At 47.3% G+C, this 13,883-nt stretch carries 13 protein-coding genes; 11 read left to right on the forward strand and 2 right to left on the reverse strand.

Annotated features, from left to right (window positions below):
• Nucleotides 1–50 precede the first annotated feature (50 nt).
• From purC to purD, 9 genes are all read left to right on the forward strand, one after another.
• Nucleotides 51–776 carry a phosphoribosylaminoimidazolesuccinocarboxamide synthase gene (purC, locus tag MKY10_RS03510; protein ID WP_014479060.1) on the forward strand — a complete coding sequence of 242 codons (726 nt, stop codon included), beginning with the start codon at nucleotides 51–53 and terminating at the stop codon, nucleotides 774–776.
• Complete coding sequence (purS, locus tag MKY10_RS03515) at nucleotides 769–1,023, forward strand: phosphoribosylformylglycinamidine synthase subunit PurS (protein WP_003219409.1); 255 nt, start codon at nucleotides 769–771, stop codon at nucleotides 1,021–1,023. The genes purC and purS overlap by 8 nt, the downstream gene beginning before the upstream one ends.
• Entirely contained in the window at nucleotides 1,020–1,703 is a 684-nt protein-coding gene (gene purQ / locus MKY10_RS03520) for a phosphoribosylformylglycinamidine synthase subunit PurQ (RefSeq protein WP_061891239.1), read from the forward strand. Before purS ends, purQ begins: the two co-directional genes overlap by 4 nt.
• The gene (gene purL / locus MKY10_RS03525) at nucleotides 1,687–3,915 is read left to right on the forward strand and encodes a phosphoribosylformylglycinamidine synthase subunit PurL (RefSeq protein WP_003233949.1); all 2,229 of its coding nucleotides are present in this window, start codon (nucleotides 1,687–1,689) and stop codon (nucleotides 3,913–3,915) included. Before purQ ends, purL begins: the two co-directional genes overlap by 17 nt.
• Nucleotides 3,891–5,321, forward strand: a complete 1,431-nt coding sequence (gene purF, locus MKY10_RS03530; protein WP_003233947.1) for an amidophosphoribosyltransferase — start codon at nucleotides 3,891–3,893, stop codon at nucleotides 5,319–5,321. The genes purL and purF overlap by 25 nt, the downstream gene beginning before the upstream one ends.
• Nucleotides 5,322–5,422: 101 nt before the next feature.
• On the forward strand, nucleotides 5,423–6,463 hold the full coding sequence (gene purM / locus MKY10_RS03535) for a phosphoribosylformylglycinamidine cyclo-ligase (protein WP_003233945.1): 1,041 nt from the start codon (nucleotides 5,423–5,425) through the stop codon (nucleotides 6,461–6,463).
• Nucleotides 6,460–7,047 (forward strand): phosphoribosylglycinamide formyltransferase, encoded by a 588-nt coding sequence (gene purN, locus MKY10_RS03540; protein ID WP_015252651.1) that lies wholly within the window; start codon nucleotides 6,460–6,462, stop codon nucleotides 7,045–7,047. The genes purM and purN overlap by 4 nt, the downstream gene beginning before the upstream one ends.
• Nucleotides 7,044–8,582, forward strand: coding sequence for a bifunctional phosphoribosylaminoimidazolecarboxamide formyltransferase/IMP cyclohydrolase (purH, locus tag MKY10_RS03545; protein WP_046380820.1), 1,539 nt, complete (start codon nucleotides 7,044–7,046; stop codon nucleotides 8,580–8,582). Before purN ends, purH begins: the two co-directional genes overlap by 4 nt.
• A 15-nt stretch (nucleotides 8,583–8,597) precedes the next feature.
• Nucleotides 8,598–9,866: a phosphoribosylamine--glycine ligase gene (gene purD / locus MKY10_RS03550; RefSeq protein ID WP_061891237.1), complete on the forward strand. Its 1,269-nt coding sequence runs from the start codon at nucleotides 8,598–8,600 to the stop codon at nucleotides 9,864–9,866.
• Between the two features lie 38 nt (nucleotides 9,867–9,904).
• Here the strand turns inward: purD and MKY10_RS03555 are convergent, their stop codons facing one another.
• Nucleotides 9,905–10,327 (reverse strand): Lrp/AsnC family transcriptional regulator, encoded by a 423-nt coding sequence (locus MKY10_RS03555; protein ID WP_048655153.1) that lies wholly within the window; start codon nucleotides 10,325–10,327, stop codon nucleotides 9,905–9,907.
• 143 nt (nucleotides 10,328–10,470) lie between these two features.
• Here MKY10_RS03555 and MKY10_RS03560 point away from each other — a divergent pair, with 143 nt between their 5' ends.
• The gene (locus MKY10_RS03560; RefSeq protein WP_339226176.1) at nucleotides 10,471–11,745 is read left to right on the forward strand and encodes an amino acid permease; all 1,275 of its coding nucleotides are present in this window, start codon (nucleotides 10,471–10,473) and stop codon (nucleotides 11,743–11,745) included.
• Between the two features lie 14 nt (nucleotides 11,746–11,759).
• Here the strand turns inward: MKY10_RS03560 and MKY10_RS03565 are convergent, their stop codons facing one another.
• Nucleotides 11,760–11,987 (reverse strand): DUF2892 domain-containing protein, encoded by a 228-nt coding sequence (locus MKY10_RS03565; RefSeq protein WP_003233931.1) that lies wholly within the window; start codon nucleotides 11,985–11,987, stop codon nucleotides 11,760–11,762.
• 128 nt (nucleotides 11,988–12,115) lie between these two features.
• On the opposite strand from MKY10_RS03565, the gene MKY10_RS03570 reads away from it, so the two are divergent.
• Nucleotides 12,116–13,858: an adenine deaminase gene (locus MKY10_RS03570; RefSeq protein WP_339226178.1), complete on the forward strand. Its 1,743-nt coding sequence runs from the start codon at nucleotides 12,116–12,118 to the stop codon at nucleotides 13,856–13,858.
• Nucleotides 13,859–13,883 lie beyond the last annotated feature (25 nt).

Consider the following 13,883-nt stretch of genomic DNA (forward strand, 5'->3'; position numbering starts at 1 on the left):
TAAGCCGCCGCAGTTTGAAAATTCCCAACATTCGGGTTAGGAGGCCTTCCGTGAATATTGTGAAGAATGAACTTTTATACGAAGGAAAAGCAAAAAAGATCTACAAAACCGATGACGAAAACACGCTGTATGTCGTGTATAAAGACTCCGCCACTGCCTTTAACGGCGAGAAAAAAGCAGAAATCAGCGGGAAAGGGCGCTTAAATAACGAGATTTCAAGCTTAATTTTCAAACACCTTCATGGAAAGGGCATTAACAATCATTTTATCGAGCGCATTTCGGAAACGGAACAGCTCATTAAAAAGGTAACGATTGTGCCGCTTGAAGTCGTGGTCAGAAATGTTGTGGCAGGAAGCATGTCCAAACGTCTCGGCATTCCAGAAGGCACGGAGCTTGAGCAGCCGATTATCGAGTTTTACTACAAGGATGACGCGCTGGGTGATCCGCTCATCACAGAAGATCATATTTGGCTTTTGAAAGCAGCGACTCCTGAGCAGGTAGAAACCATTAAGTCCATTACAAAAACAGTAAACGAAGAGCTTCAAAGCATTTTCGACGATTGTCATGTCAGATTAATAGATTTCAAGCTTGAATTCGGTCTAGATGCAGACGGGCAAGTGCTTTTGGCGGATGAAATTTCACCTGACACATGCCGCTTGTGGGATAAAGAAACGAACGAAAAGCTGGACAAAGATTTATTCAGACGCAATCTGGGAAGCTTAACCGACGCATACGAAGAGATTTTCAAAAGACTGGGAGGCATTCATCATGTATAAAGTAAAAGTTTATGTCAGCTTAAAAGAAAGTGTACTAGATCCACAAGGGAGCGCTGTCCAGCATGCCTTGCACAGTATGACTTATAACGAAGTTCAAGATGTGCGCATCGGGAAATACATGGAGCTTACCATTGAAAAATCTGACCGTGATCTTGACGTGCTAGTGAAAGAAATGTGCGAAAAACTTCTTGCGAACACAGTGATTGAAGATTACAGATACGAGGTTGAGGAGGTAGTCGCACAGTGAAATTTGCGGTGATTGTGTTACCCGGCTCCAACTGTGATATCGATATGTATCATGCTGTAAAGGATGAGCTCGGCCATGAAGTGGAATACGTCTGGCATGAGGAAACAAGTCTTGACGGCTTCGACGGCGTGTTAATTCCGGGAGGATTTTCTTACGGCGATTACTTAAGATGCGGTGCCATCGCCCGATTTGCGAATATTATGCCAGCTGTCAAACAAGCAGCGGCTGAAGGAAAACCTGTTCTTGGCGTCTGTAACGGATTCCAGATTTTACAGGAGCTTGGGCTGCTGCCAGGCGCAATGAGACGCAACAAAGATCTGAAGTTCATTTGCCGTCCGGTTGAATTGATTGTTCAGAACGACGAAACCTTATTCACAGCTTCCTACGAAAAGGGAGAATCGATTACAATCCCGGTTGCCCATGGTGAAGGGAATTTCTACTGTGATGACGAGACGCTTGCTACATTAAAGGAAAACAATCAAATTGCTTTCACATACGGCTCTAATATTAATGGAAGTGTCAGCGACATTGCCGGTGTCGTGAATGAGAATGGCAATGTATTAGGCATGATGCCTCACCCTGAGCGCGCGGTCGATGAACTGCTTGGAAGCGCCGACGGTCTTAAATTGTTCCAGTCTATCGTGAAAAATTGGAGGGAAACTCATGTCACTACTGCTTGAACCAAGTAAAGAACAAATAAAAGAAGAGAAACTGTATCAGCAAATGGGTGTCAGTGATGATGAGTTTGCATTGATAGAATCCATTCTTGGAAGATTGCCGAACTACACAGAAATCGGAATTTTTTCTGTCATGTGGTCTGAGCATTGCAGCTATAAAAACTCAAAGCCGATTCTGCGTAAATTCCCGACAAGCGGCGAGCGTGTGCTGCAGGGGCCGGGGGAAGGCGCCGGAATCGTTGATATCGGTGATAACCAAGCGGTTGTGTTCAAAATTGAATCACATAACCACCCATCAGCTCTCGAGCCTTACCAAGGCGCTGCGACTGGCGTAGGCGGAATTATCCGTGATGTATTCTCAATGGGTGCACGCCCAATCGCTGTATTGAACTCTCTTCGATTTGGTGAACTGACTTCACCACGCGTGAAGTACTTGTTTGAAGAAGTAGTAGCGGGTATCGCCGGATACGGCAACTGTATCGGCATCCCCACAGTCGGCGGAGAAGTGCAGTTTGACAGCAGCTATGAAGGAAATCCGCTCGTCAACGCAATGTGCGTCGGTTTAATCAATCATGAAGACATCAAAAAAGGCCAGGCAAAAGGTGTCGGCAACACAGTAATGTACGTAGGAGCGAAAACTGGGCGTGACGGCATCCACGGCGCTACGTTTGCTTCTGAAGAAATGTCAGACTCGTCTGAAGAAAAGCGTTCTGCTGTCCAAGTCGGCGATCCGTTTATGGAGAAGCTTTTGCTTGAAGCATGTCTGGAAGTCATCCAATGCGACGCCTTAGTCGGCATTCAGGATATGGGAGCTGCCGGTTTAACAAGCTCAAGTGCAGAAATGGCAAGTAAAGCCGGTTCTGGCATTGAAATGAACCTTGACCTGATTCCTCAGCGCGAAACAGGCATGACCGCGTATGAAATGATGCTTTCTGAATCACAAGAACGGATGCTTTTGGTTATTGAGCGCGGACGTGAGCAGGAAATCATCGATATTTTTGACAAGTACGATCTTGAAGCGGTTTCTGTCGGACATGTGACAGATGATAAAATGCTTCGCCTGACACACAAAGGAGAGGTTGTGTGCGAGCTGCCTGTTGATGCCTTGGCAGAAGAAGCACCGGTTTACCATAAGCCTTCTCAAGAGCCTGCTTACTATCGCGAGTTTTTGGAAACGGACGTTCAGGCTCCGCAAATTGAAGATGCGAATGAAACGCTGAAGGCCCTTCTTCAGCAGCCGACGATTGCGAGTAAAGAGTGGGTGTATGATCAGTATGACTACATGGTGCGCACGAATACAGTTGTCGCTCCTGGGTCTGATGCTGGTGTTCTCAGAATCCGCGGAACGAAAAAGGCGCTGGCGATGACGACAGACTGTAACGCGCGTTATCTCTATCTTGATCCTGAAGTCGGAGGGAAAATTGCTGTCGCTGAAGCAGCGCGCAACATCATTTGCTCAGGCGCAGAACCGCTTGCGGTCACAGATAACCTTAACTTCGGAAACCCGGAGAAGCCGGAAATCTTCTGGCAGATCGAAAAAGCGGCAGACGGCATAAGCGAAGCGTGCAATGTTCTCAGCACTCCGGTTATCGGCGGTAACGTATCGCTTTATAACGAATCAAACGGCACGGCGATCTATCCGACACCAGTTATCGGCATGGTCGGCCTAATTGAAGATACAGCGCACATTACAACACAGCATTTCAAACAAGCAGGAGATCTCGTATACGTGATCGGCGAAACAAAACCAGAGTTTGCGGGAAGCGAGCTGCAAAAAATGACAGAAGGCCGTATTTACGGCAAAGCGCCGCAAATCGATCTTGATGTAGAGCTGTCTCGTCAAAAAGCACTGCTTGACGCGATTAAAAAAGGCTTCGTTCAATCTGCGCATGATGTGTCTGAAGGCGGCTTAGGCGTAGCGATTGCGGAAAGTGTCATGACGACGGAAAACCTTGGCGCTAATGTGACTGTAGAAGGGGAAGCGGCGTTATTATTCTCTGAATCTCAATCCCGCTTCGTCGTTTCAGTGAAAAAAGAACATCAAGCTGCGTTTGAAGCAACTGTCAAAGATGCGGTTCATATTGGTGAGGTAACAGCTGACGGAATTCTGGCGATTCAAAACCAAGACGGACAACAAATGATTCATGCGCAAACGAAAGAGCTTGAACGCGTATGGAAAGGAGCTATCCCATGCTTGCTGAAATCAAAGGCTTAAATGAAGAATGCGGCGTTTTTGGGATTTGGGGACATGAAGAAGCCCCGCAAATCACGTATTACGGTCTCCACAGCCTTCAGCACCGAGGACAGGAGGGTGCGGGCATCGTAGCGACTGATGGTGAAAAGCTGACGGCTCACAAAGGCCAAGGTCTGATCACTGAAGTATTTCAAAACGGCGAACTCAGCAAAGTAAAGGGAAAAGGCGCTATCGGGCACGTTCGGTACGCAACGGCTGGAGGCGGCGGATACGAAAATGTTCAGCCGCTCCTCTTCCGTTCCCAAAACAATGGCAGCCTGGCGCTTGCTCATAACGGAAATCTTGTCAACGCCACTCAGCTGAAGCAGCAGCTCGAAAATCAAGGGAGCATCTTTCAAACCTCTTCGGATACAGAGGTTTTGGCTCACTTGATCAAAAGAAGCGGACACTTCACGCTGAAGGACCAAATTAAAAACTCGCTTTCTATGCTGAAAGGCGCCTACGCGTTCCTGATCATGACCGAAACAGAAATGATTGTCGCACTTGATCCAAACGGGCTGAGACCGCTATCCATCGGCATGATGGGCGACGCTTATGTGGTCGCATCAGAAACATGCGCATTTGACGTCGTCGGCGCAACGTACCTTCGTGAGGTAGAGCCGGGAGAAATGCTGATCATTAATGATGAAGGAATGAAATCAGAGCGTTTTTCCATGAATATCAACCGTTCCATTTGCAGCATGGAGTACATTTATTTCTCCAGACCAGACAGCAATATTGACGGTATTAACGTACACAGTGCCCGTAAAAACCTTGGGAAAATGCTGGCTCAGGAATCCGCAGTTGAAGCTGACGTCGTAACCGGGGTTCCGGATTCCAGTATTTCTGCGGCGATCGGCTATGCAGAGGCAACAGGCATTCCGTATGAGCTTGGCTTAATCAAAAACCGTTATGTTGGCAGAACGTTTATTCAGCCGTCCCAGGCTCTGCGTGAGCAAGGCGTCAGAATGAAGCTGTCTGCGGTGCGCGGGGTTGTAGAAGGCAAACGCGTCGTGATGGTGGATGACTCTATCGTGCGAGGAACAACTAGCCGCCGGATTGTCACGATGCTAAGAGAAGCGGGTGCGACAGAGGTGCATGTGAAAATCAGTTCACCGCCGATCGCTCATCCGTGCTTTTACGGCATTGACACTTCCACACATGAAGAACTGATCGCGTCTTCGCATTCTGTTGAAGAAATCCGTCAGGAAATCGGAGCCGATACCCTCTCATTTTTGAGTGTGGAAGGGCTGCTGAAAGGCATCGGCAGAAAATACGATGACTCGAATTGCGGACAGTGTCTCGCTTGCTTTACAGGAAAATATCCGACTGAAATTTACCAGGATACAGTGCTTCCTCACGTAAAAGAAGCAGTATTAACCAAATAAAACTTGAAAAATGACATAAAGGCAGCGCAGTTCGGCTGCCTTTCTCTTTCTGCCCTCGTTCGGGGAGATATTTTGAAAAGCGCCTTAAAGGAGTGAATAGGATGTCTGAAGCATATAAAAACGCAGGAGTTGACATCGAAGCCGGATATGAAGCTGTAAAACGAATGAAAAAACACGTGGAGCGCACGAAACGGCTTGGCGTTATGGGCAGCCTTGGCGGTTTTGGCGGCATGTTTGACCTGTCTGAGCTTTCTTATCAAAAACCAGTTCTCATTTCGGGAACGGACGGTGTCGGCACAAAATTAAAGCTCGCTTTTTCCATGGATAAGCATGACACGATTGGCGTGGACGCTGTTGCAATGTGTGTCAATGACGTGCTGGCACAAGGTGCAGAGCCGCTGTTTTTCCTCGATTATTTAGCGGTTGGCAAAGCGGACCCAGTGAAAATTGAACAGATTGTACAAGGTGTTGCGGAAGGCTGTGAGCAGTCAGGTTCAGCCTTAGTCGGCGGTGAAACGGCTGAAATGCCGGGGCTCTATACAGCTGATGAATACGATATTGCCGGTTTCTCAGTCGGAGTGGCAGAAAAGGACGAAATCGTGACTGGAGAAAACATTGAAGAGGGCCATCTGTTGATCGGTCTCAGCTCCAGCGGCCTTCACAGCAACGGCTTTTCCCTTGTCAGAAAAGTGCTTCTGGATGATGCGGAGCTGGACCTCGATACAACATATGAGCCGTTTGAACGCCCGCTTGGCGAGGAATTGCTTGAACCGACAAGGATTTACGTGAAGCCTGTGCTTGCCGCGGTCAAAAGCGGAAAAATCGACGGCATGGCGCACGTGACAGGCGGAGGATTTATTGAAAATATTCCGCGTATGCTTCCGGAAGGCTTAAGTGCGGAAATTGATCATGGCTCATGGCCGATCCCGCCGATTTTCTCTTTCCTGCAAGAGTACGGCAAGCTGAAGGAAGAAGACATGTTCAACGTCTTTAATATGGGGATCGGTTTTGTTTTGGCTGTCAAAGAAGAGCATCTGACAGATGTGATCGGAACGCTTGAAAGCCATGGCGAAAAAGCCTATTTAATCGGGCGTGTGAAAAAAGGTGAAGGCGTCACATTCGGCGGTGCGGCACTTTCATGAAAAAGTTTGCGGTATTTGCATCAGGAAACGGTTCAAACTTCGAAGCCATCGTTACGCGTTTGAAGGAGGAGAACTGGGATGCGTCAGCAGCGCTCCTCGTTTGCGACAAACCGCAGGCGAAAGTCATCGAACGGGCGGAAGCATTCCACATTCCATCCTTTGCATTTGAGCCGAAGTCTTATGAAAACAAGGCCGCATTTGAACAAGCCATCATTGAACAGCTTCGTCTTCACGAGGTTGAATTGATTGTTCTTGCCGGCTATATGAGGCTGATCGGTGATACGCTCCTTCAAGCATATGGAGGAAAAATCATTAACATTCACCCGTCGCTTCTTCCGGCGTTTCCTGGAATCGACGCAGTCGGACAGGCGTTCCGGGCGGGTGTGAAGGTGGCCGGAATCACCGTGCATTATGTCGATGAAGGAATGGATACAGGTCCGATCATCGCTCAAAAGGCAATCGAAATTGATGAACATGATACATTGGAAACAATCGAACAGCGAATTCACAAGCTTGAGCATAAATGGTATCCGAGTGTGATTAAACAGCTATTAGGATTAAATAACAGAGGTGAAAAGGCATGACCATTAAACGTGCATTAATCAGTGTTTCAGATAAAACAAATCTCGTTCCTTTCGTAAAAGAACTGACAGAGCTTGGCGTTGAAGTCATCTCCACAGGCGGAACGAAAAAGCTTCTTCAAGAAAACGGTGTGGATGTGATCGGAATTTCGGAAGTGACAGGCTTCCCTGAAATTATGGACGGCCGGTTAAAAACCCTTCACCCGAATATTCACGGCGGCCTTCTGGCGGTTCGCGGCAATGAAGAGCATATGGCGCAGATCAATGAACACGGGATTCAGCCGATTGACCTCGTTGTCGTCAACCTCTATCCATTTAAAGAAACGATTTCTAAGGAAGACGTCACATATGAAGAAGCGATCGAAAATATCGACATCGGCGGACCTGGCATGCTGCGTGCGGCATCAAAGAACCATCAGGATGTCACGGTTATCGTCGATCCGGCCGATTACAGCCCAGTGCTGAATCAAATCAAAGAAGAAGGCAGCGTATCTCTTCAGAAAAAACGCGAGCTCGCGGCAAAGGTATTCCGTCATACTGCGGCATATGATGCACTGATCGCTGACTATCTGACAAATGTTGTCGGTGAAAAAGAACCAGAGCAATTCACTGTGACATTTGAGAAAAAACAATCGCTTCGCTATGGAGAAAACCCGCATCAGGAAGCAACTTTCTATCAAACAGCTCTTCCTGTCAAAGGCTCCATTGCGCAAGCAGAACAGCTTCACGGAAAAGAGCTTTCTTACAACAACATTAAAGACACGGATGCGGCAGTTCAAATCGTTCGTGAATTCACTGAACCGGCTGCTGTTGCTGTGAAGCACATGAACCCGTGCGGTGTAGGAACAGGAAAAACGATCGCAGAAGCGTTTGACAGAGCGTTTGAAGCGGATAAAACATCTATCTTCGGCGGCATTATCGCGCTGAACCGTGAAGTGGACAAGGCAACTGCCGAAGCGCTTCACAACATTTTCTTAGAAATCATCATTGCGCCTTCATTCAGCCAAGAAGCGCTCGACGTCCTGACTGCGAAGAAAAATCTCCGTCTGCTGACGCTTGACGTATCCGCCGCTGTTCAAAAGGAAAAACAACTGACATCTGTTCAAGGCGGGCTGCTGATTCAAGATTTAGATATGCACGGCTTCGATGATGCTGAGATTAGCATTCCGACAAAAAGAGAGCCGAACGAGCAAGAGTGGGAAGACTTGAAGCTTGCTTGGAAAGTCGTGAAGCATGTGAAATCAAATGCGATTGTTCTCGCGAAGGACAACATGACAGTCGGCGTGGGAGCAGGCCAAATGAACCGCGTCGGATCGGCAAAAATCGCAATCGAGCAAGCAGGGGAAAAAGCGAAGGGCAGCGCGCTCGGTTCGGATGCATATTTCCCAATGCCAGATACTGTCGAAGAAGCGGCAAAAGCGGGCGTTACAGCCATCATTCAGCCAGGCGGATCGATCCGAGATGAGGATTCCATCAAAAAAGCGGATGAATACGGCATTGCCATGGTATTCACCGGCATCAGACACTTCAAACATTAAGGGGATGAAAACGACGTGAATGTATTAATTATCGGTAAAGGCGGAAGAGAACATACGCTGGCGTGGAAGGCAGCGCAAAGCAGCCTCGTCGAGAATGTATTTGCCGCTCCCGGAAATGACGGCATGGCAGCTTCCGCTCAGCTTGTAAACATTGAGGAAAGCGACCACGCAGGGCTTGTCTCATTTGCAAAACAAAATCAGGTCGGCCTGACCATTGTCGGCCCTGAGGTTCCTTTAATTGAAGGTCTGGTGGATGAATTCGAAAAAGCGGGCTTACATGTGTTCGGTCCGTCAAAAGCTGCGGCGATCATCGAAGGAAGCAAACAGTTCGCTAAGGATTTAATGAAGAAATACGACATTCCGACCGCAGAATACGAGACGTTTACATCCTTTGATGAGGCGAAGGCATATGTGCAGGAAAAAGGTGCTCCGATTGTGATAAAAGCAGATGGACTTGCAGCTGGAAAAGGCGTTACTGTGGCTATGACAGAGGAAGAAGCAATTGCGTGCTTGCATGACTTTCTTGAAGATGAAAAGTTCGGTGATGCGAGCGCGTCCGTTGTCATTGAAGAATATCTTTCTGGTGAAGAATTTTCTCTAATGGCCTTTGTCAAAGGGGAAAAGGTGTATCCAATGGTGATTGCCCAGGATCACAAGCGTGCGTTTGACGGAGACAAAGGCCCGAACACGGGCGGAATGGGCGCTTACTCTCCAGTTCCGCAAATTTCGGAAGAAACGGTCCGCCATGCTGTAGAAACGATCGTTAAGCCGGCCGCAAAAGCAATGATACAAGAAGGCCGTTCCTTCACTGGCGTTTTGTACGCTGGATTGATGCTTACTGAAAATGGCTCGAAGGTCATCGAATTTAATGCCCGCTTCGGCGATCCGGAAACACAGGTCGTGCTTCCGCGCATGGAATCTGATCTGGTACAGGTGCTTCTTGATCTTTTAGATGATAAGGAAGTTGACTTAAGATGGAAGGATACCGCGGCAGTGAGTGTTGTGCTTGCATCAGAAGGGTATCCGGAAAGCTATGCAAAAGGCACGCCGATCGGCAGCCTTGCAGCAGAAACTGAGCAGGTCGTGGTCTTCCATGCCGGAACGAAAGCAGAAGGCGGAGAGTTCGTTACAAACGGGGGACGCGTCGCCAATGTGACGGCTTTTGATGAAACGTTTGAAGCGGCTAGAGACCGAGTGTACAAAGCGGTTGATGAAATTTTCAAACCGGGACTCTTTTTCAGAAAAGACATTGGGGCACGCGCTTTAAAGGCTGCTCAAAAATAAGTGAGGAAAACCCGCAGATGAAGCTGCGGGTTTTTTTATTATGTAAAAGTGGGATGGCAGCTAGAAGAAGAAAGCACAACGAGCGTGGTTGGTTTTCCATGGGCCATCGAGGCGTCAATAAAATCCTCAAGCGTATGTACCGATTCAGTCACGACCTTTGTCACATAGCTGTACATCCCCGTGATGCGGTGGTTTTCTGCTACATCAGGATGCGATGTTGCAAAGGCGGCGTAGTGCTTGCAGCTTTTCGGCTCCATGAGAATAAAAGCGGTGACATGCTTGTTTAGTTTTTCGTAACAGATATTCGCGCTGTAGCCGGTAATCACTCCTTTGTCTTCCAGCTTCCTGACACGCTCCGCCGCGCTTGGCGAGCTGAGTCCGACAAGCTTTCCCAGCTCAACCATCGTTAATCTGCCGTTTCGCTGCAAATGCGAGAGAATCTGAAGGTCTGTATCGTCCATTTGTCTGGCTCCTTTACATATTTAGGCGAATGAATGAAAATTCCTTTGATCGTAAGGTAATGCTGTTGATTTAACTTCATTGTAGCATATGGATGCCGTCTTATTTTTTCTATAATAAAGCCATCAATCAGAGAGGGGGCATCATGTTGCCAGAATTACAGCGCTCTATTACTTGGATACAAGGGACGGCGTTAACGATTGGGGCGGTTTTAGGATGCGGGATATTAATCCTGCCGTCTGTTACCGCGGATACGGCCGGTCCGGCTTCTTTATTTGTCTGGGTATTCATGTCTTTTTTATCTTTTCTTCTCGTCGGCACGCTGGCACGGCTTGTGAAAATTGCGCCTAGTGCGGGAGGAATCACTGCTTATGTGCAGCTGGCCTTTCAGAAAAAAGCCGGGGCTATTTTGGGCTGGATCATGTTAGGGTCCGTTCCGATCGGCGTTCCCATCATCGCTTTGACTGGCGCGCATTACGTCAGTTACATCACAGAGGCGGCCGATTGGCAGATTACATTGATTGCTGGTTGTATGCTGGCTATATCTATTTTGCTTCATATGAGAGGGATTCAACTATCCGCAAACATCAGTACACTCGTTATTTGTGTCATTGTATTTCTGCTTGTCACTTCTATTGCTGTGTCATTGCCACACGTCACGATAGCAGAATTCAAGCCGTTTCTTCCGCATGGCTGGTCTGCCGCTGGATCTGTTTCAGTTATGATTTTTTTCTCTTTTGTAGGCTGGGAAATGATTACCCCGTTGGCTGAGGAATTTCATCGCCCTGAAAAAGATGTCCCGCTCAGCTTGTTTTTGGCAGCGTCTTGTGTGGCAGGGCTGTATATCATGCTGTCATTTGTGACGGTGGGGACTCATTCATATGGAGAGAATGGAGAAATTGCATCGCTTGCCATGCTCATTTCAAAAGGAGCAGGAGAAAGCGGTGTATATGTCACGGTATGTTTAGCGCTGTTTATTACATTCGCCACCATCCATGCCAATATTGCCGGTTTTTCAAGAATGGTGTACGCATTGGCGAGAGAGGGGCACATACCCGTATTTTTTGGAAAACTCAGTGCGACAAAACGTACGCCTATTCGCGTTTTGACAGCGATGGCCGCAGTGTTTGGCTTAGTGCTTGCAGCGCATGGTCTGTTTCAAATCGATTTGACGACTCTGTTGAAAGGGCCGAGCGCGGCTTTTATCGCATCTTACATATGTACAATGGCGGCAGCACTGAAACTGCTGGGCAGGAGAGATATAGGCTGGTGGATGGCGCTCGGGGCATTTGTGGCGTGCGCGGTGATTTATTCATTCAGCGGCTGGGCACTGCTTTATCCGGCAGTGCTGGCAGCTGCAGGATATTTCTATATGAAAACAAAGGGTGGGCATAAAAAAAAGCTTGATCACGTTTTGTGATCAAGCTTTTCCATTTATCCGTTTTGATGCTCGTTATTTCCAGAATCGCTGTGTTGAAACATGTAGGTCACAGGACAGAAGCGCAAGATTCCCGAACCCGCTTTCATGGCCCCCATAAAGATGTAAAAGAGATGCATTCTGCACCAAGGTTTTTTCGTAAACTTTGCACTGGCGGCTGACATAATCGTCAATCCGCAGGCGATTCTGAACACGGCATTGATGAGACTGATGTTTGGCTTCAAGGAAATCCGCTCCTTTTACTTAAAAAAGTTTTTTAATCGAACCTTCAAAAATTTGTAACGTTTTTATCGTGCGTGATGAGGAAGGATGTGATACCATGAGTCTAATACATGTAAAGGAGAGTATGTGAATGTCCGAACGCACCTTTAACTGGAAAAACAAAGACATCAGGGCACAGGTTGATGTTGTAGACTCAAAGCTGCTTCCAACGCTCCTTTTACGGAATGCTCTCGTCTTAAATCCATATGTAAAACAATGGCTGAAAAAAAACATTTGGATTTATCAGGACCGCATTGTTTATGTGGGTCATGAACTTCCGAATAGAGCCGAAGAAATTCATACGATTGATTGTGAAGGAAAATACATTGTGCCAGGTTATATTGAACCGCACGCACATCCTTTTCAAATATATAATCCCCAAACACTGGCGGAATATGTGTCTCAATACGGAACAACGACATTCGTGAATGATAACTTATTTTTGCTTTTGCAAAGCGGAAAAAAGAAAGCGCTTACGATTTTGAATGAACTCAAAAAGCAGCCTGTCCAGTATTTTTGGTGGTCACGCTATGACCTCCAGACCGAGGTTCTGAACGAGGACCACGTCCTTCCATTTGACGTCAGAAAACAGTGGATTGAACATCCGGATGTGATTCAAGGCGGAGAAATGACCGGATGGCCTCGCCTGGTAGATGGTGATGATTTAATGCTCCACTGTATGCAAGCTACAAAGAAACAGAGAAAACGTATTGAAGGGCATTTTCCCGGCGCTTCTGATAAAACGCTTACAAAAATGAAGCTGTTCGGTGCGGATTGTGATCATGAAGCGATGACAGGTGATGAAGTGATGAGAAGGCTGGAACTGGGCTATTATGTTTCCCTTCGGAACTCTTCCATTCGCCCCGATGTAAGAAAAATCTTGCAAGAGCTGCATGAGAAGGGCTTCCGCTATTATGACCACTTCTTTTACACGACAGATGGCGCAACCCCGAATTTCTATAAAGGCGGCATGACAAACGAGCTGATTCGCATTGCGTTAGAAGAAGGCGTACCTGCAATCGACGCCTACAATATGGCATCATTTAATATCGCAAAGTATTACCAAATGGATGATTATTTAGGAGTTGTCGGACCGGGCAGACTGGCATCGCTAAACATACTGGAAGATCCGTTAAATCCGAATCCAGTGACTGTTCTGTCAAAAGGGACCATTCTGCGTGAAAACGGCTGTGATTTGAAGGCGTTTACAAAGACGGACTGGCACAAAGGCGGTCTTGTCCCGCTTGAGCTTTCATATGATATGACGATGGATGACTTGCAGTTTTCTATGCCGATGGGCGTGAAAATGCGGAATGCGGTTATTATGGAGCCATATATGATTGAGATCGACAATTCGATGGAACAGCTCTCGTTTGACCATGATGAAAGTTATTTGACGATGCTCGACAGACACGGGAAATGGCGCGTCAATACGATGATAAAAGGGTTTGCCTCAAGCGTGCAGGGATTTGTAAGCTCCTTTACGACGACGGGCGACATTGTCGCGATTGGAAAAAATAAAGCGGATATGCTGCTCGCTTTTGCCTGCATGAAAGAAATCGGAGGAGGAATTGTTTTAGCGGAGAACGGAAACATTCTGCATGAAATCCCGCTAGCGCTGTGCGGCTGCGCCTCTTCGGAAGCGTATGAAGAAGTGCTTGAGAAGGAACAAAAGCTGAGAGATCTTTTGACTGAAAGAGGCTATGAGTTTTGCGATCCTATCTATACGCTGCTCTTTTTGCAAAGTACGCACCTTCCGTATATACGCATTACGCCAAGAGGAATCTTCGACGTCATGAAAAAAACTGTACTCTTTCCATCGATAATGCGTTAAAATATAAAAGAGCAGGGAGCCGACA

It is taken from the genome of Bacillus sp. FSL P4-0290 (genome assembly GCF_037975435.1).
Classification (GTDB): Bacteria; Bacillota; Bacilli; order Bacillales; family Bacillaceae; genus Bacillus; species Bacillus subtilis.